This window comes from Mesorhizobium sp. M0045 (genome assembly GCF_040323385.1).
Taxonomy (GTDB): Bacteria; Pseudomonadota; Alphaproteobacteria; order Rhizobiales; family Rhizobiaceae; genus Mesorhizobium.
The window spans coordinates 21,324-43,712 of sequence record NZ_JAMYUY010000011.1; the positions used below are offsets into that span (position 1 = coordinate 21,324).

Here is a 22,389-nt window from a genome sequence, read left to right on the forward strand (position 1 = left end):
GTGGGCGTCGCCACAGATACGCTCGACCGCCGTGACGCGGTCGATCTGGCGGCCTCCGCCATCATGGTTGGGCTGACTTGTTCCTGGGGGCTGAACTACGTCGCCGCCAAGATCTCCTATGCCGGCTACGATCCCGTTTTCCTGTCGATCGCCCGCTCGGTGATCGGCGGCCTGTGTGTTTTCGGCTGGTGCCGCTGGCGCGGCATCGCGCTGTTCACGCCCGACAAGACCCTCGTCGCCGGCATTCTGGCAGGCGCGCTTTTCGGTCTCGAGTTCCTGTTTCTGTATGTCGGGCTCGAACACACCACCGTCGTGCGCAACACCTTGCTGGTCAACACCATGCCGTTCTGGATGCTGGTCGGCGGCCATTTCCTGCTGGGTGAAAGCATCACGGCACGCAAGCTCGTTGGTCTTCTGCTCGCTTTCGCCGGACTGGTCGCGGTGTTTTCCGACAAACTGAGCGCCAATGGCGGCGCAACATTGAGCGGCGATTTGCTCAGTCTCGGCGCCGGCATTCTGTGGGCCGTGACCAATATCGTCATCAAGCGATCGAAGCTGGTGACGGCCAGCGCCGAAAAGCTGCTGCTCTATCAGCTGGCCGGGGCCGCCGTCGTCGGGATTTTGGTGATGCCTTTTGCCGGCCCGCCAGTCCGCAGCTTTGCAGTTCTGCCGACCTTGGCTCTGTTGTTCCAGGCCGTCTACGTCGTCGCGTTCACCTATGTTCTGTGGTTCTGGCTGCTCCGGCGCTACCCTGCATCTGGACTGTCGAGCTTCACCTTCCTGTCGCCGGTGTTCGGTGTGCTCTGCGGCGCCGTCTTCTTGAACGAGCCGTTGACAGTTCGTATCTTCCTGGCACTCGGCCTCATCGCCGCCGGTCTTATCATCGTCAACCGGCCGGCCCGAAAACAAGCCCCCGGATGAGCATGCGCGACATATTGAACGACCTCGAAGCTGGAAAGCAGCTCTCCGATCCGGACCCGGTGCGTCGCGCCCAGATCCAGATGAAGACGCAACTGCCGAAGCGCTTCTACAAGACCGTCGCAGTCGCGCCGGTCGAAGATGGTTTTGCCGTCCATCTCGATGGCAAGCCCGTCCGCACGCCGGCCAAAGCGCTGCTGGCGCTGCCGACCGAAAAGGCGGCTACTCTCGTCGCCGACGAATTCGCCGCACAGGAGGAGACCATCGACCCGGTGACGATGCCGGTGATGCGTCTGGTCAATACGGCAATCGATGGCGTCGCCAGTGATCCCCAGGCGGTGCTGGAGGACATCCTGCGCTTCGCCTCATCCGATCTGCTCTGCTACCGCGCCGATGCGCCCCAAGGACTAGTCGACCGGCAGAACGAGCATTGGGACCCGGTCATCGACTGGGTGCGCAGCGCACTCGGCGCCCGGTTCCATCTCGCCGAAGGCGTGATCCATGTCGAACAGCCGCGCGAGAGTATCGCGCTGCTCGGCCAGCATCTTGCCCAACGTGCCGATCCGCTGCGCCTTGCCGCCATTCACGTCATGACCTCGCTGACCGGATCGGCGCTGCTGGCGATCGCCGTCGACTTCGGCGAGCTCGACGGCGAGGCGGCCTGGGCTGCCGGTCATGTCGACGAGGACTGGCAAGCCGAGCAATGGGGCCATGATGCAGAGGCGCTCGCGCGCCGTGCTGCCCGCAAGCGCGACATGATGGCCGCAGTCAAGCTGCTCGAAGCTCTCAAAGGCTGACGGCACCGCCCGCTATTTCGCACTGCACATTAGACCAAAGTCATAATCCCAAAGGCGGTCTGCCTCTGGGCACTGCTTTCTGTCATTTTTTGCACCGGTGGCTGCACTGAGTCTGCGTTGCGAGGAAACGCGGACGATGACGCGCAGCATCGAGGGCTGACGGAATCACACGGGAGGATACGCTCATGGCAATGGCATCGACCGCCGGCAAAACAAGCCGCGGCATGACACGCGAGGAGAAGAAGGTCATCTTCGCTTCTTCGCTCGGCACCGTTTTCGAATGGTACGATTTTTATCTCTACGGCTCGCTGGCAGTATTCATTGGTTCGACTTTTTTCAGTCCAACCATTCCGGAAGCGACGCGCAATATTTTCGCGCTGCTGGCGTTTGCCGCTGGCTTCCTCGTGCGCCCGTTCGGCGCATTGCTGTTCGGCCGCATCGGCGACCTTGTCGGCCGTAAATACACTTTCCTTGTCACCATGACGATCATGGGCCTGTCGACCTTCCTGGTCGGCTTGCTGCCTGGCTATGCGACTTTGGGCATCGCCGCTCCCGTGATCCTGATCATCTTGCGCATGTTGCAGGGCCTGGCGCTCGGCGGCGAGTATGGCGGTGCCGCGACCTATGTCGCCGAGCACGCACCTGACGATCGCCGCGGCTACTACACGTCGTGGATACAGACGACGGCAACGCTCGGCCTGTTCCTGTCGCTGGTCGTCATTCTGATCGTCCAGGGGTCGATGGCCAAGGAAACCTACGCCGCCTGGGGCTGGCGCATTCCGTTCATCGTTTCTTTTCTGCTCCTCGGGATTTCGATATGGATCCGACTGTCGCTTTCTGAATCGCCGACCTTCCAGCGCATGAAGGACGAAGGCAAAGGCTCCAAGGCGCCGCTGTCGGAAGCCTTCGGCCAGTGGAAGAACGCAAAGATTGCCCTGCTGGCACTGCTCGGCCTCACAGCAGGCCAGGCCGTAGTCTGGTACAATGGCCAGTTCTACGCGCTGTTCTTCCTGACCAACGTGCTCAAGGTCGACGCGCAGTCGGTCAACATCATGATCGCAATCGCGCTAGCAGTCGGCTCCATCTTTTTCGTCGTGTTCGGCTGGCTCTCCGACAAGATCGGCCGCAAGCCGATCATCATGGCCGGCCTTGCGCTGGCGATCGTCTGCACCTTCCCGTTGTTCAAGGCGCTGACCTGGGCAGCCAATCCGGCGCTCGCCACAGCGCAGCAGAACACACGCGCGACGGTGACCGCGGCACCGGGAGACTGCAAGTTCCAGTTCAACCCGGTGGGCACTGCAAAGTTCACGACCTCGTGCGATATCGCCACGTCGTTCCTGACCAAGAACTCGGTGCCTTACGACGTGGTATCGACTGCGGCGCCTGGTACAGCCGCGTCGGTCAAAATCGGCAACGAGACGGTCGAGTCTTATGACGCCACGGCCGCCGGCGATCAGGCCAAGGCCAAGGATGCAGCTTTCGCCAAGGCGGTCTACACGGCACTTCGGGATGGCGGCTACCCGCTGAAGCGGGCAGCCGCCAAGGTGCCGGACCAGAAGCTCGAGGCCTTTATTGCGGCCAATCCTGAGCTGAAGCTCGATGCCGCGGCAATCCGCGCCGGCGACAAGGCTACCGTTCCGACTGACCAGGCGATCAAGGACAAGCTGCTGACTGCCGACGAGGCTGCGGGAGCCCCCGAGGTCACTGTCTACACCGTACCCGGCGGCGGTCCCTTCGCCATGTTTGCCGACCCTGCAGCGGTCAACTGGCCGATGACGATCGCCATCCTGTTCATCCTCGTGGTCTTCGTCACGATGGTGTACGGGCCGATCGCCGCGATCCTGGTCGAGATGTTCCCGACCCGCATCCGCTACACCGGCATGTCGCTGCCCTATCACATCGGCAATGGCTGGTTCGGCGGGCTGCTGCCGGCGACGGTGTTCGCGCTCAGCGCCTACAAGGGCGATATCTACTACGGTCTCTGGTACCCAGTGGTGATCGCGGCGATGTCGCTGATCATCGGCATGATCTTTATCAGGGACACGCTCGGAACGGACCTGCACACCAAACAGTAGCCGGCCCGTCCCGGTTCAAAGCAAAGCCCGGCGCGAGCGATCGCGCCGGGCTTTTTCAATTTATCGAGTGCAGGGCTTAGCTCTTCCGATCCTGTTTCGCTTCCTCGATCGCTGCCTCATGATACCAGGCACTTCCGAAATCCGTTCGGTTGCGCAAAGAAGCAAGTTCTGCCGCGAACTTAGCCTTTCCGCTTAAATTTGAGGCAGAGGCGCGCGCTGCCACCGGGAACATCAGGATTTTGGCCGACTGACGAGTGGAAGTGATTTCCATTGTCGGTTTCCTTTCTTCGACAGAACCTTGCCGATTCAACCTTTCCCCAACATAGGTTCAGCAACCGAATTAGGCAACATGATTACGAAAAGATCAGTACGTGCACATTATTTGTGCAAAATGTGCTTGTGGATGATCCGAGCGCAGCATGACGGCGGACCAGCGATTTTGGGCGGATAGAACCTCACTTTTGCCGCATCCGTCGCCGGCGAGAATGGCACACGAATTGCATTTTAGTAATCCGGCAGGTCGGCTGCTGGATAGGCCGGCTCGCCCCGGCGCCATCCAGGGTTCGGTGATCAAGCAACGAGAGGCTAGAATGACGAAATACAAGCTCGAGTACATTTGGCTCGATGGATACACCCCGGTTCCCAACCTCCGCGGAAAGACGCAGGTCAAGGACTACGCCGAGTTTCCGACGCTCGACCAGCTTCCGCTGTGGGGCTTCGACGGTTCTTCGACCATGCAGGCCGAGGGCCACAGCTCCGACTGCGTTTTGAAGCCGGTCGCCGTCTATCCGGATCCCGCCCGCACCAATGGCGCGCTCGTCATGTGCGAGGTCATGATGCCGGACGGCGTGACGCCGCACGCGTCCAACAAACGCGCCACCATTCTCGACGACGAGGGCGCCTGGTTCGGCTTCGAGCAGGAATATTTCTTCTACAAGGACGGCCGTCCGCTCGGCTTCCCCGAGAGTGGCTATCCGGCGCCGCAAGGCCCGTACTACACTGGCGTCGGCTACAGCAATGTCGGCTCCGTCGCCAGGCAGATCGTCGAGGAGCATCTCGACCTTTGCCTTGCCGCCGGCATCAATCATGAAGGCATCAACGCCGAGGTAGCCAAAGGCCAGTGGGAATTCCAGATCTTTGGCAAGGGCTCCAAGAAGGCCGCCGACCAGATGTGGATGGCGCGCTATTTGTTGCAGCGCCTGACCGAGAAGTACGGCATCGACATCGAATACCACTGCAAGCCGCTCGGCGACACCGATTGGAACGGCTCCGGCATGCATGCCAACTTCTCGACCGCCTATATGCGCGAAGTCGGCGGCAAGACCTATTTCGAGGCGCTGATGGCAGCCTTCGACAAAAACCTGATGGATCACATCGCCGTCTATGGGCCGGACAACGACAAGCGTTTGACCGGCAAGCACGAGACCGCGCCCTGGAACAGGTTCAGCTACGGCATCGCCGACCGCGGCGCTTCGATCCGCGTGCCGCATTCCTTTATCAACAACGGCTACAAGGGCTATCTCGAGGATCGCCGTCCGAACTCGCAGGGCGACCCCTACCAGATCGCTTCGCAGATATTGAAGACGATCGCCTCCGTCCCGACCAGCGCCGAGGTTTCGGCGGCGGCTTGAGAATGCGTTCACGGCGCGGACCTCGAGTGTCTGTGCCGTGACTTTCTTTCCCATCGCATTGCATAAAAAACCCCGGCGTCTCCGCCGGGGTTTTTCTACGTGACTATGAGGTTCGGGATCACACCGAATAATACATATCGTATTCGACCGGATGCGGCGTCATTTCGAAGCGCATCACCTCGGCCATCTTGAGCTCGATATAGCTGTCGATCTGGTCGTCGTCGAAGACGCCGCCGGCCTTCAGGAAGCCGCGGTCCTTGTCGAGGCTCTGCAGGGCTTCGCGCAGCGACCCGCAGACGGTCGGGATCTTCTTCAATTCCTTCGGCGGCAGGTCGTAGAGATCCTTGTCCATCGGCTGTCCCGGGTGGATCTTGTTCTTGATGCCGTCGAGGCCGGCCATCAGCATGGCGGCAAAGGCGAGATAGGGGTTGGCACCAGGATCGGGGAAGCGGACCTCGACGCGCTTGGATTTCGGCGACGAGCCGAACGGAATGCGGCACGAGGCCGAGCGGTTGCGTGCCGAATAGGCGAGCAGCACCGGCGCTTCATAGCCCGGAACCAGGCGCTTGTAGGAATTGGTCAGCGGGTTGGTGAAGGCGTTGATCGCCTTCGCATGCTTGATGATGCCACCGATGTAGAACAGGCAGCTCTCGGACAGGCCGGCATATTCGTTGCCGGCGAAAGTCGGCTTGCCTTCCTTCCAGATCGACTGGTGGACATGCATGCCCGAGCCATTGTCGCCGAACACCGGCTTCGGCATGAAAGTGGCCGTCTTCCCATAGGCGTTGGCGACCTGGTGCACGACATATTTGTAGATCAGCATCTTGTCGGCGTTGCGGACCAGCGTGTCGAACTTGATGCCGAGCTCGTGCTGCGCGGCGGCCACTTCGTGATGGTGCTTTTCAACGCGCACGCCCATTTCCGCGAGCACGGTGAGCATTTCCGAACGCATGTCTTGTGCCGAATCGATCGGCGGCACCGGGAAATAGCCGCCCTTGATGCGCGGCCGGTGACCGAGATTGCCGGTCTCATAGTCGGTGTCGTCATTGGACGGCAGTTCGGTGGAATCCAGCCTGAAGCCGGTGTTGTAGGGATCGGCCTTGTACTTGACGTCGTCGAACACGAAGAACTCGGCTTCAGGACCGACGAAGATCTGGTCGCCGATGCCTTCCGCCTTCATGTAGGCCTCGGCCTTCTTGGCGGTGCCGCGGGGGTCGCGGTTGTAGGATTCTCCCGAGATCGGATCGAGAATGTCGCACAGGATGACCATGGTCGACTGGGCGAAGAACGGGTCCATATGCACCGTATCTGCATCGGGCATCAGCACCATGTCGGACTCGTTGATCGCCTTCCAGCCGGCGATCGAGGAACCGTCGAACATGACGCCATCGGCAAACATGTCTTCCTCGACCTCGACGACATCCATCGTTACGTGCTGCAGTTTGCCCTTCGGATCGGTGAAGCGCAGATCAACGAACTTCACGTCGTTGTCTTTGATCTGCTTCATGATGTCTTTGGCTGTCGTCATGTCCCTGCTTCCCTATGTGATGACGTTTGAACGTGGCCTTTTAACGGGAAAATTCAGACGGCGTCCATGCCGGTTTCGCCGGTGCGGATGCGCACCACTTCCTCGATGTTCGAGACGAAGATCTTGCCGTCGCCGATACGGCCGGTCTGGGCCGCCTTGCGGATAGCTTCGATCGCGGCTTCGACCGCATCGTCGCCGAGCACGACCTCGATTTTCACCTTTGGCAGGAAGTCGACGACATATTCGGCGCCGCGATAAAGCTCGGTATGGCCCTTCTGGCGGCCAAAGCCCTTGGCTTCGGTCACGGTGATGCCTTGCAGCCCGGCCTCCTGAAGCGCTTCTTTCACTTCGTCTAGCTTGAACGGCTTGATGATCGCTTCGATCTTTTTCATGTAAAAAGTGGCCTCCACTGCCAAAAAAGACGGGTTGTGAGCCCCGCTTGCGCCTCGATCAAGCACGAACTGTGCCAATTGATGGGGCGTCGAGCAGCCTCACTTGATTTGGATACCATGCCGCGCAGGAATGTACATTCGCATCATTCGCTGCGTCGGATGTGCCATGAACGCCTCGAGCCTACACACCGCCGGTCCTGCCGTCCGCACAAAAATTGGGCAGATCGGATATTTCATGAGCAGCTGCGCGCCGTCGTCCCGAACGAGGTGCGCCGCCAAATTTGCTTGGGGACCTTCGTTGTTTGCGTCGGATCAAAAACTGGACAATGCTTGGGGAAATGATGTGCATGTCGCCTGATATTTCATGAGCAACGAACTTTTGTCTCCCTCCGAAATGGCCGAGGCCGACCGGCTGGCGATTGCCGCCGGTCCATTCGACGGTATTGGCCTGATGCGCAATGCCGGCGCCGCGGTTGCCGCCGTAGTGCTCAAGCGCTACCCGGCGGCGGCACGCGTCCACGTGCTTTGCGGCCCCGGTAACAATGGCGGCGACGGCTATGTCGTGGCCCGCATCCTTCGGGAGAGCGCAGTCGATGTCTCTGTGTGGGCGTCCGGATCGCCCAAAGGCGGCCGTGATGCGGCACTCGCTGCCTCGGAATGCCCGGTTGAAGCTCGGCCGCTGTCGGATTTCGTTGCCGAGGTGGGCTCCGTCGTGGTTGACGCGCTCTATGGGGCGGGGCTGTCCAAGCCGCTGTCCGGCGACGCCGCCAAGGTGATCGACATTGCGGCCGAATTGAACTTGCCGGTTGTGGCGGTCGACCTGCCGTCGGGCGTTTCAGGGGAGAGCGGCAATGTGTTAGGAAAGGCCTTCCGGGCCCGGACCACGGTGACCTTCGCGCGAAAAAAGCCAGGCCATCTGCTGTTGCCGGGGCGCGAGCTGTGCGGCGACATCGAGCTCGCCGATATCGGCATAGACAACAGCATCGTTGCGCAGCTTCAACCGCGAACATTCGAGAACATTCCGGCGCTCTGGCTTGACCGCCTTCCGGTTCCGGCGGTCGACGCCCATAAATACAAGCGCGGCCATGTTGGCGTCTTTTCCGGCGGACCGTCGGCGACGGGTGCTGCGCGGCTGTCGGCGCTTGCCGCGGCCCGGAGCGGGGCAGGGGCCGTCACCTTGCTGTCGCCGGCGAACGCCATGCAGGTGAACGCGGCGCATCTGACCTCGGTCATGCTGCACAAGATAGACACTATCGCGGATGTGGACGAATTCGTCGGCAGCCGCCGCCCATCGGCCTTCGTGCTTGGCCCGGGATTTGGCATCGGGAAGAAAACGCGCGATTTTGCCCTGATCATACTCGGCAACGCCCATGGGCAGGGCAGCGGGATGGACGGGCTGGTGCTCGACGCCGACGGCATCACCTCATTTCGCGATGCGCCGGATGCCCTGTTCGAAGCCGCCCGTCGACCGAAAACGCCGGCTCTGGTGATGACGCCGCATGAGGGCGAGTTCGCCAAGCTTTTTCCCGATGTCGCCGGGCACCACGATTTGTCCAAGCTCGCCAAGGCCCGCGCCGCCGCTAAGCGTGCCAGTGCTATCCTCGTCTACAAGGGCGCCGACACAGTGATTGCGGCCCCCAATGGCCGGGCAGCGATCAACAGCAATGGTGCCTCATGGCTGGCTACGGCCGGTTCGGGCGATGTTCTGTCGGGCATCATCGCCGGGTTGCTGGCTCAGGGCATGCCAGCCTTCGAAGCGGCCTGTGCGGCAGTCTGGATCCATGCCGAGACCGGCAGCCGTTTCGGACCGGGGCTGATCGCCGAGGACCTGCCGCTGGCGCTGGTGGCGGTGCTGCGCGAACTCGTTGAAAGCCGCGGGATGGCTGCCGAATGAACCGCCTGATTGCGCTGCTCGTTGCGATCATTAGTGCCATGTCCATGGTACATGCCGCGAACGCCGAAACTCCGCTAACCATCGTCGACGACCCGGCCGTTCTCGCCGAGCTTGACAGCGACGGCTATGGTTTCGCCGGCATTTTCGGCGTCGATGGCAAGGGCGATTTGAAGACTCTCTACGACAAGGCGCCGGCCTATCATGCGATCGTCGAAACGATTGCAAGCGACGTCGCAGCATTGTGGGCCGAGATGAAGGCCGGCGGCCGGCCGCTTTACGAGGTGACCGACGGCAATGTCGGCCGTGTCATGGACATGCGCTGGCTGAGGACCGATGCCGCGCGCTTCCGTCTCGTCGGCATAGTCAACCGGCTCGATCGGCGCGACTTCGCCGCGCTGCAAGGCGACACGAGTTGCGGCGAAGTGCGCTTCATCTATCGCCTCGCCTACAGCTTCAAGAAGAACGGCAAGGTTTTGGCCTCGCGCCTGCCGTTCAATTTCAGTGCCATCTACAATGTCGCGCCGGATGCCGATGGCGGTTGTGTCGGCGTCGCCGGACGCTGGGCACCACAACTCGACGAGAGCGTCGATGCCGGCTGGCTGATCGGCGGGCCGCTGGAAAGAGCGGCGCTCACCTTCAAGCAGCTCGAGCTCAATGCGCAAGTGGTCCGCTTCCCCTCCGGCCAGGAGACCGAATTCGGCGGACAGGCCGCCTATCTCATGCGCATTTTCGGCATCGACGGCGGGGCTGTCAGTGAAAGACCGCTGGAAAACACGCCCGACACGGCACGTCTCGCCGACGACGCTGCGCTGAAAGCAAGACTTGCCGACTATGTCCGCACCAATGTCGCGGCAATCGACTCCGGCGTCTACCAAATCCCCGATAAATTCTTGGCAAAGAAGGTAGTCTCATGGTCGACTTTCGGCAGCGCAAGGCAGGCCAACCACCCGTTCACGCCACTGTTCCAGCCCGCGGATTTAGCCGGGCTTGATTATTCCAAGCGGAAGCTGGTGCGCACGCCAGAGGCATTGGTCGAGCGGCTGGACAATGGCGCCTGCCAAGGCTGCCATCAGGCGGGTTCGACCGCCGGGTTCCACTTTATCGGCCTGGATGACAAGACGACCTCGCCGCTCAACCGCATCGAGGTCGGTATCTCACCGCATCTTCACGCCGATGTCCCGCGCCGCGTCGCCTGGCTGCGCGCGACTGCCGGGGGCAAGGAACCGAACCGCTTCCGCCCGCTGTCCTTCGCGCCGCCGGCGACATGGAACGATGCCAGCGAAATTGCCTATTCGCCGGCCGAAATGGCGATGCCGTGCTTCATGCCGGAAGATGCAGCCCGTTTCGGCGCGACTTGGCAATGCGGCGGCGGCACCGTCTGCACGCCGCTGGCGACCGCGTCCGGCGTGCGCACCAAGCTGGCGCAATGTCTGTTGCCCAAGGACAGCGAAAACATATTCTCCGGCCATCCGTGCCTGACCGGCTCGATCACCAGCAACCCGGCGCAACCTTTCAATGACCGCTATATCATCACCGGCCAGTTCGCGGCGTTCGCGCCAGGCATTTCGCGTACTGGCTACACCTGCCGACCGCCGAAGATCGGCGTGCCGGCGGGTATCGCCTATCGCGGCTGCGACGATCGGGATCGCAGCTTTGCCGCCTTCAAACCGGGCAAGCCGATGCCGAACGAGATTTGCGGATTGGTCGGCGGCAAAAAATTCGACACCTGCGTGGCGACCAATAATTTCGACCAGTGCCTGGGCGGCGCTGTCAATCGCGGTAATCGTCCCGCTTGCTCGGCCGGCCATTTCTGTCGCGAGGATTACATGTGCCAGTCGCTGCCGCCCGATACGCCGGGCATCGGCAAGGTGAAAGGCATCGGCTTCTGCTCGCCGACCTACTTCATCTTCCAGATGCGCATCGACAATCACGCCACGCCGTGGTCGGGCGCTGTCAGCGCGATGATGGGAGCCGGGTTCGGAGCGGCGGAAGCGGAATAGGCCGACGACTCTGACATTGGCCGCAGTAGCTCCAGGCGGACAGCTATCGATCGAGGTCGTCGGCGATGTTCGATGTCCATTCACCGTCGAAATGCCGGACGCGTTCGGCGACGATCGTATCGCTCAGCAGGCTCGCCAAGGCGGAAACCAGATCAGGCGCGACATCAGCGCCTCACAGCGGAATATTGTCGTGTTTCTTCCAGGGGTTCTGCATGTCCTTGTTGCGCAGCATCCTGAGTGCGCGGGCGATGCGCCGGCGGGTCGAATGCGGCATGATCACCTCGTCGACATAGCCGCGCTCGGCGGCAACGAAGGGCGAAAGGAAGCGATCCTCGTAAGCCTTTGTATGCGCAGCAATTTTCTCCGCATCGCCGATGTCCTTGCGGTAGATGATCTCGACCGCTCCCCTGGCGCCCATCACGGCAATCTGCGCCGTAGGCCAGGCATAGTTCATGTCGCCGCGCAAATGCTTTGATGCCATAACGTCATAGGCGCCGCCATAGGCCTTTCTGGTGATGACGGTGATCTTTGGCACGGTCGCTTCGGCATAGGCGAACAGAAGCTTGGCCCCATGTTTGATCAGCCCGCCATACTCCTGCGCGGTGCCGGGCAGGAAGCCCGGAACGTCCACGAAGGTGACGATCGGGATCGAGAAGCAGTCGCAGAAGCGTACGAAGCGCGCCGCCTTGCGGCTGGCGTCGGCATCGAGCACGCCGGCCAGCACCATCGGCTGGTTGGCGACGAAGCCGACGGTGCGGCCCTCGACACGGCCGAAGCCGGTGACGATGTTTTTCGCAAAATTCTGCTGGATTTCGAAGAAGTCACCCTCGTCGGCAACTTTAAGGATCAACTCCTTGATGTCGTAGGGTTTGTTGGCATTGTCGGGAATCAGCCTGTCGAGCGACAGATCGTGATCGGTGACCGACTGGTGGCATTCGATCTCGGGAATTTCCGCCGTGTTGGAGGCGGGCAGCAGATCGACCAGCCGGCGCATCTGCAACAGCGCCTCGACGTCATTGTCGTAGGCTCCGTCGGCGATCGAGGACTTCGTCGTGTGGACGGAAGCGCCGCCGAGGCTTTCGGCGGTGACTGTCTCGTTGGTGACGGTCTTCACCACATCCGGCCCGGTGACGAACATGTAGGAGGTGCCGCGGACCATGAAGATGAAGTCGGTCATCGCCGGCGAATAGACGTCGCCGCCTGCGCAAGGGCCCATGATCAGCGAAATCTGTGGGATGACCCCGGAGGCCAGAACATTGCGCTGGAAGATCTCGGCGTAGCCGCCGAGCGCCGCCACGCCTTCCTGGATGCGGGCGCCGCCGGCGTCGTAGATGCCGATGATCGGCGCGCGGTTGCGCAATGCCATCTCCTGCACCTTGACTACCTTTTCGGCATGTGCCTCGGACAGCGAGCCGCCGAACACGGTGAAATCCTTGGCGAAAAGATAGACCGGGCGACCGTTGATGGTGCCCCAGCCGGTAACGACGCCATCGCCGGCGATCTTGGTTTTCTCCATGCCGAAATCGGTCGAACGGTGCTCGACGAACATGTCGAACTCCTCGAACGAGCCTTCGTCGAGGAAGACGTCGATGCGCTCACGGGCGGTGAGCTTGCCCTTCTTGTGCTGGGCCTCGATGCGGGCTCGGCCGCCGCCCATGCGGGCGATCTCGCGGCGCCGCTCGAGTTCCTTCAGCACGTCCTTCATGACCGGTCCCCAAAACGGAAAGCTGGATTGTGGTAATCGTGGCAGCAAGTGAGCGCAAGCGCCGCTTCGCCATGGCTTTTGCTGCGCTGCAGCATCCGACCCCTTGCATTCCGAAGCGAACTGGGCCATATGCGGCGGCATAGGCGCTTGGGCCGGGACACTCCGGCCTTCTCGACGAATGAGACTGGTTGCGTCTGTTTTCCCTCTTCCCGACATATCGGCAAGGTGGCGAAAAAGCCCCGTGGCATGAAGCCTGCGGGCACGACAGCGCAGCCGTGTGGACGATGACGTCCGCCCGCCTTGTCGTTTCATGACAATTGTCGACGGCAGGTTGCGCCCTGCCGCCATCGATGTTTGCGGCCAGAAGCCGTATGAAAGAAGAATATTTTGACCAATGAAAACACTTTGACCGGTGAGAACACTTGGGAACTGACCGGTTTCGCCGCACTTGGAATTAGTGGTGCACTGCTCAAGGCCACCCATGGCGCAGGCTTTACCGATCCCAAGCCGATTCAAGCGCAGGCTATCCCGCCGCAGCTCGAAGGCCGCGACATTTTCGGCATCGCCCAGACCGGCTCGGGCAAGACCGCGGCGTTCGCGCTGCCGATCCTGTCGAAGATCATCGCGCTTGGCACCAAGCGCCGGCCGAAGACGGCTCGTGCGCTGATCCTGGCGCCGACGCGCGAGCTCGCCGTACAGATCGAGGACACCATCAAGATTCTCGCCAAGGGCGCACATGTCTCGACCGCGCTGGTGCTTGGCGGCGTCTCGCGCTTCAGCCAGGTCAAGAAGGTTGCACCCGGCGTCGACATCCTGATCGCCACGCCTGGCCGGCTGACCGATCTGGTGCGTGAGGGCGATCTCGTACTTGCCGACACCAAATGGCTGGTGCTCGACGAAGGCGACCGCATGCTCGACATGGGCTTCATCAACGACGTCAAGCGCATCGCCAGGGCGACGGCGCCGGACCGTCAGACGGTGCTGTTCTCGGCGACCATGCCGGCCGAAATCGCCGAGCTGGCGAAAGGCTTGCTGAAGAACCCGATCCGCGTCGAGGTCGCCCCCCACAGCACTGCGGCCGCGGAGATCGTGCAGGGCGTCGTCTTTGCCCGCACCAAGCAGAAGCGCCAGGTGTTATCGACGATGCTCGCCGACGAGGCGATGAAGTCCGTTATCATCTTTTCGCGCACCAAGCATGGCGCCGACAGGGTGACCAAGGACCTCGAGCGCGACGGCTTCAAGGCCGCCGTTATCCACGGCAACAAGTCGCAGAATGCCCGCCAGAAGGCGCTCAACGATTTCCGCGAAGGCTCGGTGCGCATTCTCGTGGCGACCGACATTGCGGCACGCGGCATCGATGTGCCCGGCATTAGCCATGTGGTGAATTTCGACCTGCCGGATGAGGCGGAGAGCTATGTCCACCGTATCGGCCGCACCGGCCGTAACGGCATGGATGGCATCGCCATCACGCTTTGCGACCCGTCGGAAAACGCCAAGCTGCGCCAGGTCGAGCGTATCATCCGCACCAAGCTGCCGATCGTTGCCGATCATCTCGGCAGCCCCGATCCGCAGCGCAATCCGGCTGAGAAGAACGAGCGCAGCTTCGAGCCGGCCAACGATCGCAACGACCACAACGGCCGTCGCGACGGCAGGCGTCCCGGCGGCGCCAACAACGGCTTCGCCAAGAAGCGTTTCGGCGGCGACAAGCCGGCCTTTGCGGGCGACCGCAAGCCGGAAGGCGCCAAGCCCTTCAAGGGCAACAACAAGCGCCGCTTCGGCGGCAAGCGGCCGGCTGCGCGGGCGGCATAATCTGACCGTTTTGCGTCCGGCCAAGCCTGGCTTGGTTACTCACGATTGAAAAGGGCGACCGGAGTGATGCTTCGGTCGCCCTTTGCTTGAGGCCTTTGGTTTACTTCACCACCGCCTCGACCCACACGACAATCCGCTGCGCGAGGAAAGCCGTGGTCGATGGCGCGAGCGCGTCGCCGGCAATGACGTGGCGCCCCAGCGACCCGCAGACACGATCCGTCGCCCCGTCACCGATCCTATTCGACCGGTGGCTTGCGGTCGAAATTCAGCGGCCGCGCATTCCAGCGGGTGACCGTGCTGATCACCCATCGGGAGAACGGCCTCGGCAGCATCCTGAGCAGCTTCAGCGTCCAGCTCAGGCGGCGTGGGAAAGTGACTTCGAAGCCGCCGCATTCGATGCCTTTCGCGATACGGCTCGAGGCCAGGTTGACCGGCATCAAGCCCGGCATCGGCAGGAAGTTCTTCTCAGTCAGCCGCGTGTCGACAAAGCCCGGATTAATCACCTGGATGCGGACGTTCATCTTGTCGAAATCGTATTTCAGCGACTCGGCCAGGATATTGACTGCCGCCTTGGTGCCGCCATAGGCAGCGGTAGTGGGCCAGCCGAAATAGGCGGTGACCGAACCGATCAGCACGACATGGCCGCGCGAGCGTACGCGCATGCGTTCGATGACCGGCACCAGGCCATTGATGATGCCGAAATAATTGACTTCGAAAGACCCACGGAAATTGCGCGCGACAAGATCCTCGCCCGGCGTTGCGATATAGCTTCCCGCGTTGAACACTGCCAACACGATCGGACCGAGATTTTTCTCGATCGCTGCAACCGTCTCTGCCATGCGTTTTTCGTCGGTCACGTCGCAAGGAAAGGCTGCGACACGCCCCGACATCTGCGCCGTTTCGACGATGAGCGTATCGATCGGATGGTCATCGGGCGCAGTCACCGCGATGACATAGCCCTGAGCGGCAAGATCCTTGGCCAGCGAACGGCCGATACCGCTGCTGCCGCCCGTAATCCAGGCGACGCCATGCTTCGGATTGGCCAAATAGAGTGTCATGCTGCGCCCCGCCGGCTCTTCTTAACCTGCGCTCTACCGGTGAAGAAATCGAATGAAAAGAGTGCTTTTCGGTACATCGTTGAAATGAATACCGGCTGGGCGCCCCTGGGTGCAGGAATTGCAGTGTGCGAATGCGACTGGACCAGGCAAATTCTTGCCTTGAAACCGAAGCTTCGGGTTTCTAGGGTTTCGCCGCACCCACAAAGGAATCTCCATGCCCCGTTCTGTGATCGACGTGATCGGCAACACGCCCCTGATCCGCCTCAACAAGGCCTCGGAAGAAACCGGCTGCGAGATCCTGGGCAAGGCCGAATTCATGAATCCCGGGCAGTCGGTCAAGGACCGCGCCGGCCTGTTTATCATCCGCGATGCGGAGCAGCGTGGGTTGCTGCGGCCCGGCGGCGTCATCGTCGAGGGGACGGCCGGAAACACCGGCATCGGCTTGACACTGGTTGCCAAGGCGCTCGGCTACCGCACGGTGATCGTCATTCCCGACACCCAGAGCCAGGAGAAGAAGGATACAATCAAACTGCTCGGCGCCGAGCTGATCGAAGTGCCCGCCGTGCCTTACAAGAACCCGAACAACTACGTGAAGCTGTCGGGCCGGCTGGCCGAGCAGATGGCGAAGACCGAGCCGAACGGCGCGATCTGGGCCAACCAGTTCGACAATGTCGCCAACCGTGACGGCCATATCCGTACTACGGCCGAAGAAATCTGGAACCAGACCGACGGCAAGGTGGATGGTTTCGTGTCGGCGGTCGGTTCCGGCGGCACTCTGGCAGGCGTCGGTTTCGGGCTGAAGGCCAAGAACAGCCAAGTCAAGATAGCGCTGGCCGATCCGCTGGGGGCTGCGCTCTATTCCTTCTACACCAGCGGCGAGCTGAAATCCGAGGGCAGTTCGATCACCGAAGGCATCGGGCAGGGGCGGATCACCGCCAATCTCCAAGGCTTTACACCCGATTTTGCTTTCCAGATCCCCGACGAGGACGCACTGCCGATCATATTCGACCTGATCCAGGAGGAGGGGCTTTGCGTTGGCGGTTCGACCGGCATCAACATTGCCGGCGCCATTCGCCTGGCGCGCGAGCTAGGCCCCGGCCACACCATCGTGACCATGCTTTGCGACTACGGCACGCGCTACCAGTCGAAGCTGTTCAATCCTGAATTCCTGCGCGAAAAGAAGCTGCCGGTGCCGGGGTGGATGGAGCAACAGAGCACGATTTCGGTACCGTTCGAAAGGGTTGCGTGATGGCGCACAAGACCGAAGCGCTGTTTCGTGACGACGCCTATCTGGGGACGGCCGACGCCACTGTCGTCGCAGTCAACGATCGCGGCGGCATCATTCTGGACCGGACGGTGTTTTACGCCACGTCGGGCGGGCAGCCGGGCGACACCGGCAGCCTCGAGCGCGCCGACGGCACCGGCATAGCGATTGCCGCTACGATCACCGGCGAAACCAACGACGAGATCATCCATGTGCCGGCGCTGGAGCAGGCAGTTCCAAAGGTGGGCGAGCGCATGCGGCTCGCCATCGACTGGCCGCGGCGGCAGTTGCTGATGCGCATGCATTCTGCCTGCCACCTGCTTACCGTCGTCTGCCCGTTCCCGATCACCGGCGCCGCGGTTTCCGAGGACGACAGCCGTATCGATTTCGACATCCCGGACGCCGGCTTTACCAAGGAAGACGTGACGGCCAGACTGATGGAGCTGGTGCGGGCCGACCACCCGATCTTCACCCGGCTCATTTCCGACGAGGAACTGGCATACAATCCGGGCCTGGTGAAATCCAAGAATGTGCGGCCTCCGGCTGGCACGGGAAAGATCCGATTGGTCTGCATCGGCGAGAACGCCTCGATCGACAGCCAGCCTTGCGGCGGCACCCATGTAAAGAGCACCGGCGAAATCGGCGAGATCCATATCGGCAAGATCGAGAAGAAGGGCCGCGAGAACCGGCGCTTCCGCATTCGCTTTGGTCCTATGCCGCCAGCCTGATATAGGACTGCGACAGGCGGGACAGGAGAGAAAAGATGGCCGACGACAGTCCTTTCACCATCGATGCCGATTGGTTGCAGAAGCAGCTCGGCAAGCCCGGCCTGACGATTGTCGACGCGTCTTGGTATCTGCCGGCCCAAAAGCGCGACGCGCGCGCGGAGTATGACGCAGCGCATATTCCAGGCGCCCGCTTCCTTGACCAGGATGCGGTTTCGGACCCCGACGTGGCTCTGCCGCACACGCTGCCGTCGCCGCAGCATTTCGCGCAATATGTCGGCGCGATGGGTATTTCGGCCGATGACACGATTGTTGTCTATGACGGGCCAGGGTTCTTTTCTGCACCGCGCGCCTGGTGGTTGTTTCGCGTCATGGGCGTATTCCAGGTCTATATTCTCGACGGCGGCTTCGACCGTTGGAAAGCCGCCGGACGGCCGGTGACGGCGGAGCTGACGAAGATCGCGCCTTGCGTGTTTTATGCCAACTTCGATGCCGCCCGCGTCGCCAGCCTTGCCGATATGCGCCGGATCGTCGAGACGGGGGAGAGCCAGATCGCCGACGCGCGCTCGCCTGGCCGTTTTGCCGGCACCGAGCCGGAGCCGCGCCCCGGCATCCGCTCCGGTCATATGCCGGGCGCGCACAACGTGCCGTTTTCGGCGCTTTCGGAAAACGGCGAATTGTTGCCAAAGGACAGGCTACGCAACGTGATCGAAGGAGCGGGCATCGACCTGTCGAAGCCGGTCGTCACCTCCTGCGGGTCGGGCGTCACCGCGGCAGCCATCACGCTGGCTTTGGAGACGCTTGGCCATGCCGACAACAGGCTTTATGACGGTTCGTGGACCGAATGGGGCGGGCTTTCCGACACGCCCGTCGTGACGGGCAAGGACTGACGGTGATGGAAGACGGATCGCTGGAAGACATCGACGTCACCGTGACGTTTCTCGAAATGCATGTGCCGCCTGCCTATTCGCCGCCTCTGCCGTACAACCGCCAGATCGCGCTGCTCAAGACCAAAGACATTCCGCTGCATTTCTACCGCTATTTGATGGATCGGGTCGGCCGCAAATGGCACTGGGTCAATGTGCTGAGGCTGAGCGACGAGGAGCTTGCGGCGGGCATTCACCGCGAGGACCGCGACATCAGGGTGCTTTATCTGGATGGTGCGCCGGCCGGCTTCTTCGACCTCAAGCCGCATTTGCCGGAGGAAGTGGAACTCGCTTATTTCGGAATGATGGAGCACGCGACCGGGCAAGGCATCGGCCGCTGGTTCCTCGGTGCGGCAATCGCCGCGGCGTGGTCGCACGGGCCAAGGCGGGTAACCGTGCAAACCTGCACCCTCGATCACCCAGCAGCACTGCCGCTCTATCAAAAACTAGGCTTTACGCCAGTGGCGCAAAAAAAAGAGGTCGTGCATCCGATGTCTTTCGCCGAGCGCGCGGCCAGCGTCATGCGGCCCTGATTTCAGGCCCGTTCATCCAGGCTTCAGCTTGTCGTTGCCACGCCCAGGGTCTGGATCAACACTCAAAGGCGGGTCCGACTTGTATGAGCCGGGCACTTTCCATATCGCTGTCGTCTAAAAACCGATGGTGATGGAGGATCGCACGATGACAATACGGGCGGTAATGGCCGGTGCGACGGGCTGGGTCGGCAAGGCGCTAGTTCCGGCGATCGCGGCGCAAGGCGACATGGCGCTGGCCGGGGCCGTGTCCCGCAGCGGTGCTGGGCAGGATTCCGGTCTGCTGGTTGGCATGCCGGCTAATGGTATTGTCGTTTCGGCTTCGCTGGCCGAGGCGCTGGAGGCGCCGTCGGACGTACTGGTCGACTTCACCAAGCCGCATGTCGTGAAAGACCATGTGCTGCTCGCCATCGACAAGGGACGGCACGCTGTGATCGGCACATCGGGACTGGGTGCTGCCGACTATGCCGACATCGATGCCGCGGCGCGCGCCAACGGCGTCGGCGTCGTTGCCGCCGGCAACTTTTCCATCACCGCCACGCTGATGAAGCGGTTTGCACTTATGGCGGCAAAATACGTGCCGGATGTCGAGGTCATCGATTATGCCAGTGCAAAGAAGCCCGACGCGCCCTCCGGTACCGCACGGGAGCTTGCTGAGGCGCTGGCCGACATCCGCAAGGCCTCAACGGCAAAGCCGGTCTCCGAGGTCTCTGGCGTGCCGGCTACACGCGGGGGTGCGGTCGGCGCAGGCGAGGGGGTGCAAGTGCACGCGCTTCGCCTGCCGTCCTACATCCTGTCCTGCGAGGCGCTGTTCGGCCTGCCAGACGAGCGGCTGACCATCCGCCACGACGCCGGCTCGTCCGCGGCACCCTATGTGGCGGGCACGCTGCTCGCCATCAGACGGGTACAGCAGATCAAGGGTCTGGTTCGCGGTCTCGACGCGCTGATGGACTGATCCATTTCGGCAGGAATCGGGTGGGAAGCTCTGTCTTGCGAGCATAATTTCCGGTCAACGACACCGGAGATTTTGCCATGACGATAAGATTCAAAGCCTTGCCAACCGACGCAGTCCGGGCACTTCAGCGCGGCGGGGCGGATGCTTATGGCCTGATGCCAGAGCGGCAGATTTCGGACGGCGACGGCGTGCCTTGCCGTCATTGCTTGAAGAATGTTGCTGCGGGGGAAGCCTATCTTGTTCTGGCCTATAGGCCTTTTCCGGAGCTGCAGCCTTATGCCGAAACCGGGCCGATCTTTCTGCATGCGGAAGAATGCGAACGCGCTGCCGAGGTTGAGTTGCTTCCAGAAATGCTCGAAAGCAGCGATTACATCGTGCGCGGTTATGGCAAGGACGACCGTATTGTTTACGGTAGCGGCGGCGTCATTCCGACCGACGCCATTGCCGCACGGGCAGAGACGTTGTTCAAACGCGACGACATTGCTTACGTCCACATCCGCTCGGCCCGCAACAATTGCTATCAGTGCCGGATCGACCGCGCGTAACCGAACAGGCTGCACCGGCTTGGGCCTGTCGCACTCCCGTCGCATACAAGCGGTAGAAAGAGACTGTCGATCGATTTGCCGACCGCGGATGAATCGGCGGAAATCTCGATAACCGAGGAAGCGGGGCTTTGGCTCCGCTTTTTTGTGCCTGCATTGTTCGCAAAACAAAAAACCCGCCGGGATTAGCCGGCGGGCTTGAACGATTTGCCTGGAGGGCCTTAGTTGAACTTATACTTCGCACCGATACGGACGGTGTGGAAAGAAGGAGTGGTGGTGAGGACATCGCTCGGCCCTCCAAACTCCTCCAGAATATCCTTCTCGGCAAACTGCGAATAACGATATTCGAGACCGACAGTTACGTTGTTGGTCACGGCCGCTTCCAAACCACCACCGACCGAGAAGCCGCTCGAGCCCCAATCGATGATGTCGCCGATGGGTGAAGATGCGTTCAGATCGAAATGCTGCCAGCTGTAACCGCCAAGCACATAGGCGAGGGTTGATTCGTTGACCTTCAAACCGACCCGGCCCAGCACATCGAAACCATAGTCGGTGTCCAGATTAATGGACCCGCCGGGCACTTCCAGCTCCGAGGTCATGCCGGAGTAGCGAGCATCAACCATAACGCCGGCAACCCAGCTGCCGAAGTCATGATCGTAGCCGGCGTTCAATTCGCCAAACACGCCTTCGCCGCCGATACCGTTGAACTCCAGGTCGCCAAGCGGCGGAACATTGATCTGATGCACCGACGCACCCGCGCCGCCCGCACCGCCGATATAGAAGCCGGTCCAGTTGTAGGTAGGTGCCTCAAAGGAAGAGACACCGCCATTCTGGGCGCCAAAACGATAATTGGCTGCTACCTGGAACGTGTGACGCGATGTATCGAGGTTGATTGCGCCATCCGGTACACCGAACTCGGAAAGGACATCATCGTTGGTGCTGAATTGCGTAAAACGATATTCGGTTTTGATGGTCCAGTTGCTGTTGATGGCCGTCTCGACGCCGGCTCCGACGAAGTAGCCGCTCTGGTCCCAGTCGAAGTCAAAACCTGCGCTCGTGTCAAATTTGTATTTCTGCCATGAATAGCCACCAAGGACATAGCCCAAAGTGTTTGGCGTGAAGAGGTAGCCTGCCCGCAAGCCAGCGTCGAAACCATAGGTCTCTTTGACCGATGCGTCGAATCCAGCAACGTCGAGGGAGGTTTCGATGTTGCCGGCATGAGCGTCCAGAAGTCCGCCGATCAGGAACCGCGGCGCCACCATATAGTCATACCCAACGGTGAGTTCACCGTACAGGCCTTCGCCACCAATACCGTTGAACGACACCCCAGGAATGAAGTCGCTGCTCAACTCGTGGACGTTCGCCCCGGCGCCAACGCCAAAGCCGACGTAGATGCCACTCCAGTTGAAGCCCGCCGTCTCCACGACCGGTTCGACCACGTCGGCGGCATGAGAGACCGACCCAAGCGCCAGAACAGAAACTGCGCCGAGAAGAAGAGATTTCGTGAATTTTCTGCTGATCATTACCCTGCCCCTGGTGAACCCGGCATCTACGTAGCATCGGCTCATTGTGGCGGCTGTAACAAAAAAGCCACAGAAAGAGCACATTGCATCAAACGGGCACCAGATGCGGGCAAGACC

General features: G+C 61.4%; 19 protein-coding genes. 13 read left to right on the forward strand and 6 right to left on the reverse strand.

The annotated features are described in order from the left end of the window. Nucleotides 1-63 precede the first annotated feature (63 nt). The 3 genes from NKJ72_RS18335 to NKJ72_RS18345 all read left to right on the forward strand — a co-directional run bounded on the left by NKJ72_RS18335 (nucleotide 64) and on the right by NKJ72_RS18345 (nucleotide 3,790). Nucleotides 64-921, forward strand: a complete 858-nt coding sequence (locus NKJ72_RS18335) for a DMT family transporter (protein ID WP_502894261.1) — start codon at nucleotides 64-66, stop codon at nucleotides 919-921. Nucleotides 922-923: 2 nt separating this feature from the next. Continuing rightward, a complete protein-coding gene (locus tag NKJ72_RS18340; RefSeq protein WP_352478801.1) occupies nucleotides 924-1,715 on the forward strand; it encodes an ATP12 family chaperone protein in 792 nt (263 codons plus the stop codon). 185 nt (nucleotides 1,716-1,900) lie between these two features. Then, nucleotides 1,901-3,790 carry an MFS transporter gene (locus NKJ72_RS18345; protein WP_352478803.1) on the forward strand — a complete coding sequence of 630 codons (1,890 nt, stop codon included), beginning with the start codon at nucleotides 1,901-1,903 and terminating at the stop codon, nucleotides 3,788-3,790. A gap of 76 nt (nucleotides 3,791-3,866) precedes the next feature. Here NKJ72_RS18345 and NKJ72_RS18350 read toward each other — a convergent pair whose 3' ends face one another. Further along, nucleotides 3,867-4,061 (reverse strand): DUF2735 domain-containing protein, encoded by a 195-nt coding sequence (locus NKJ72_RS18350; RefSeq protein WP_292660390.1) that lies wholly within the window; start codon nucleotides 4,059-4,061, stop codon nucleotides 3,867-3,869. Between the two features lie 319 nt (nucleotides 4,062-4,380). Here NKJ72_RS18350 and NKJ72_RS18355 point away from each other — a divergent pair, with 319 nt between their 5' ends. Then, nucleotides 4,381-5,421 carry a glutamine synthetase beta-grasp domain-containing protein gene (locus tag NKJ72_RS18355; protein ID WP_352478804.1) on the forward strand — a complete coding sequence of 347 codons (1,041 nt, stop codon included), beginning with the start codon at nucleotides 4,381-4,383 and terminating at the stop codon, nucleotides 5,419-5,421. A 118-nt stretch (nucleotides 5,422-5,539) separates the two neighbouring features. Here the strand turns inward: NKJ72_RS18355 and glnA are convergent, their stop codons facing one another. Together glnA and NKJ72_RS18365 are read right to left on the reverse strand one after the other, a co-directional pair. Continuing rightward, entirely contained in the window at nucleotides 5,540-6,949 is a 1,410-nt protein-coding gene (gene glnA, locus NKJ72_RS18360; RefSeq protein ID WP_254817166.1) for a type I glutamate--ammonia ligase, read from the reverse strand. A gap of 53 nt (nucleotides 6,950-7,002) precedes the next feature. After that, nucleotides 7,003-7,341, reverse strand: a complete 339-nt coding sequence (locus tag NKJ72_RS18365) for a P-II family nitrogen regulator (protein WP_019857988.1) — start codon at nucleotides 7,339-7,341, stop codon at nucleotides 7,003-7,005. A 364-nt stretch (nucleotides 7,342-7,705) separates the two neighbouring features. On the opposite strand from NKJ72_RS18365, the gene NKJ72_RS18370 reads away from it, so the two are divergent. Both NKJ72_RS18370 and NKJ72_RS18375 read left to right on the forward strand, forming a co-directional pair. After that, nucleotides 7,706-9,235 (forward strand): NAD(P)H-hydrate dehydratase, encoded by a 1,530-nt coding sequence (locus tag NKJ72_RS18370; protein WP_352478805.1) that lies wholly within the window; start codon nucleotides 7,706-7,708, stop codon nucleotides 9,233-9,235. Then, a complete protein-coding gene (locus tag NKJ72_RS18375) occupies nucleotides 9,232-11,235 on the forward strand; it encodes a hypothetical protein (RefSeq protein ID WP_352478806.1) in 2,004 nt (667 codons plus the stop codon). Before NKJ72_RS18370 ends, NKJ72_RS18375 begins: the two co-directional genes overlap by 4 nt. Nucleotides 11,236-11,407: 172 nt before the next feature. Here the strand turns inward: NKJ72_RS18375 and NKJ72_RS18380 are convergent, their stop codons facing one another. Further along, entirely contained in the window at nucleotides 11,408-12,940 is a 1,533-nt protein-coding gene (locus NKJ72_RS18380) for an acyl-CoA carboxylase subunit beta (protein WP_352478807.1), read from the reverse strand. A gap of 387 nt (nucleotides 12,941-13,327) precedes the next feature. Between NKJ72_RS18380 and NKJ72_RS18385 the strand changes: the two genes are divergently transcribed. Continuing rightward, entirely contained in the window at nucleotides 13,328-14,749 is a 1,422-nt protein-coding gene (locus NKJ72_RS18385) for a DEAD/DEAH box helicase (protein ID WP_352478808.1), read from the forward strand. Between the two features lie 236 nt (nucleotides 14,750-14,985). Here NKJ72_RS18385 and NKJ72_RS18390 read toward each other — a convergent pair whose 3' ends face one another. Continuing rightward, the gene (locus NKJ72_RS18390) at nucleotides 14,986-15,807 is read right to left on the reverse strand and encodes an SDR family oxidoreductase (RefSeq protein ID WP_352478809.1); all 822 of its coding nucleotides are present in this window, start codon (nucleotides 15,805-15,807) and stop codon (nucleotides 14,986-14,988) included. Between the two features lie 214 nt (nucleotides 15,808-16,021). On the opposite strand from NKJ72_RS18390, the gene NKJ72_RS18395 reads away from it, so the two are divergent. From NKJ72_RS18395 to NKJ72_RS18420, 6 genes are all read left to right on the forward strand, one after another. Then, nucleotides 16,022-17,056 carry a cysteine synthase A gene (locus NKJ72_RS18395; protein WP_352478810.1) on the forward strand — a complete coding sequence of 345 codons (1,035 nt, stop codon included), beginning with the start codon at nucleotides 16,022-16,024 and terminating at the stop codon, nucleotides 17,054-17,056. Further along, complete coding sequence (locus tag NKJ72_RS18400; protein WP_352478811.1) at nucleotides 17,056-17,799, forward strand: alanyl-tRNA editing protein; 744 nt, start codon at nucleotides 17,056-17,058, stop codon at nucleotides 17,797-17,799. The genes NKJ72_RS18395 and NKJ72_RS18400 overlap by 1 nt, the downstream gene beginning before the upstream one ends. 35 nt (nucleotides 17,800-17,834) lie before the next feature. Next, nucleotides 17,835-18,686 (forward strand): 3-mercaptopyruvate sulfurtransferase, encoded by an 852-nt coding sequence (sseA, locus tag NKJ72_RS18405; protein ID WP_352478812.1) that lies wholly within the window; start codon nucleotides 17,835-17,837, stop codon nucleotides 18,684-18,686. Nucleotides 18,687-18,691: 5 nt separating this feature from the next. After that, nucleotides 18,692-19,255 carry a GNAT family N-acetyltransferase gene (locus tag NKJ72_RS18410; RefSeq protein ID WP_292655364.1) on the forward strand — a complete coding sequence of 188 codons (564 nt, stop codon included), beginning with the start codon at nucleotides 18,692-18,694 and terminating at the stop codon, nucleotides 19,253-19,255. 145 nt (nucleotides 19,256-19,400) lie between these two features. Further along, nucleotides 19,401-20,207 carry a 4-hydroxy-tetrahydrodipicolinate reductase gene (gene dapB, locus NKJ72_RS18415; protein ID WP_352478813.1) on the forward strand — a complete coding sequence of 269 codons (807 nt, stop codon included), beginning with the start codon at nucleotides 19,401-19,403 and terminating at the stop codon, nucleotides 20,205-20,207. A gap of 77 nt (nucleotides 20,208-20,284) precedes the next feature. After that, nucleotides 20,285-20,752 (forward strand): DUF1203 domain-containing protein, encoded by a 468-nt coding sequence (locus tag NKJ72_RS18420; protein WP_254817179.1) that lies wholly within the window; start codon nucleotides 20,285-20,287, stop codon nucleotides 20,750-20,752. 218 nt (nucleotides 20,753-20,970) lie between these two features. Here the strand turns inward: NKJ72_RS18420 and NKJ72_RS18425 are convergent, their stop codons facing one another. Continuing rightward, nucleotides 20,971-22,272: an outer membrane protein gene (locus NKJ72_RS18425; protein ID WP_352478814.1), complete on the reverse strand. Its 1,302-nt coding sequence runs from the start codon at nucleotides 22,270-22,272 to the stop codon at nucleotides 20,971-20,973. Nucleotides 22,273-22,389 lie beyond the last annotated feature (117 nt).

Coding starts and splice junctions, on each gene's coding strand:
- NKJ72_RS18340 (WP_352478801.1), top strand. CDS start 924: ATGCGCGACATATTGAACGACCTCGAAGCTGGAAAGCAGCTCTCCGAT.
- NKJ72_RS18335 (WP_502894261.1), top strand. CDS start 64: ATGGTTGGGCTGACTTGTTCCTGGGGGCTGAACTACGTCGCCGCCAAG.
- glnA (WP_254817166.1), bottom strand. CDS start 6,949: ATGACGACAGCCAAAGACATCATGAAGCAGATCAAAGACAACGACGTG.
- NKJ72_RS18425 (WP_352478814.1), bottom strand. CDS start 22,272: ATGATCAGCAGAAAATTCACGAAATCTCTTCTTCTCGGCGCAGTTTCT.
- NKJ72_RS18355 (WP_352478804.1), top strand. CDS start 4,381: ATGACGAAATACAAGCTCGAGTACATTTGGCTCGATGGATACACCCCG.
- NKJ72_RS18395 (WP_352478810.1), top strand. CDS start 16,022: ATGCCCCGTTCTGTGATCGACGTGATCGGCAACACGCCCCTGATCCGC.
- NKJ72_RS18390 (WP_352478809.1), bottom strand. CDS start 15,807: ATGACACTCTATTTGGCCAATCCGAAGCATGGCGTCGCCTGGATTACG.
- NKJ72_RS18380 (WP_352478807.1), bottom strand. CDS start 12,940: ATGAAGGACGTGCTGAAGGAACTCGAGCGGCGCCGCGAGATCGCCCGC.
- sseA (WP_352478812.1), top strand. CDS start 17,835: ATGGCCGACGACAGTCCTTTCACCATCGATGCCGATTGGTTGCAGAAG.
- dapB (WP_352478813.1), top strand. CDS start 19,401: ATGACAATACGGGCGGTAATGGCCGGTGCGACGGGCTGGGTCGGCAAG.
- NKJ72_RS18420 (WP_254817179.1), top strand. CDS start 20,285: ATGACGATAAGATTCAAAGCCTTGCCAACCGACGCAGTCCGGGCACTT.
- NKJ72_RS18345 (WP_352478803.1), top strand. CDS start 1,901: ATGGCAATGGCATCGACCGCCGGCAAAACAAGCCGCGGCATGACACGC.
- NKJ72_RS18370 (WP_352478805.1), top strand. CDS start 7,706: ATGAGCAACGAACTTTTGTCTCCCTCCGAAATGGCCGAGGCCGACCGG.
- NKJ72_RS18410 (WP_292655364.1), top strand. CDS start 18,692: ATGGAAGACGGATCGCTGGAAGACATCGACGTCACCGTGACGTTTCTC.
- NKJ72_RS18400 (WP_352478811.1), top strand. CDS start 17,056: ATGGCGCACAAGACCGAAGCGCTGTTTCGTGACGACGCCTATCTGGGG.
- NKJ72_RS18350 (WP_292660390.1), bottom strand. CDS start 4,061: ATGGAAATCACTTCCACTCGTCAGTCGGCCAAAATCCTGATGTTCCCG.
- NKJ72_RS18365 (WP_019857988.1), bottom strand. CDS start 7,341: ATGAAAAAGATCGAAGCGATCATCAAGCCGTTCAAGCTAGACGAAGTG.
- NKJ72_RS18375 (WP_352478806.1), top strand. CDS start 9,232: ATGAACCGCCTGATTGCGCTGCTCGTTGCGATCATTAGTGCCATGTCC.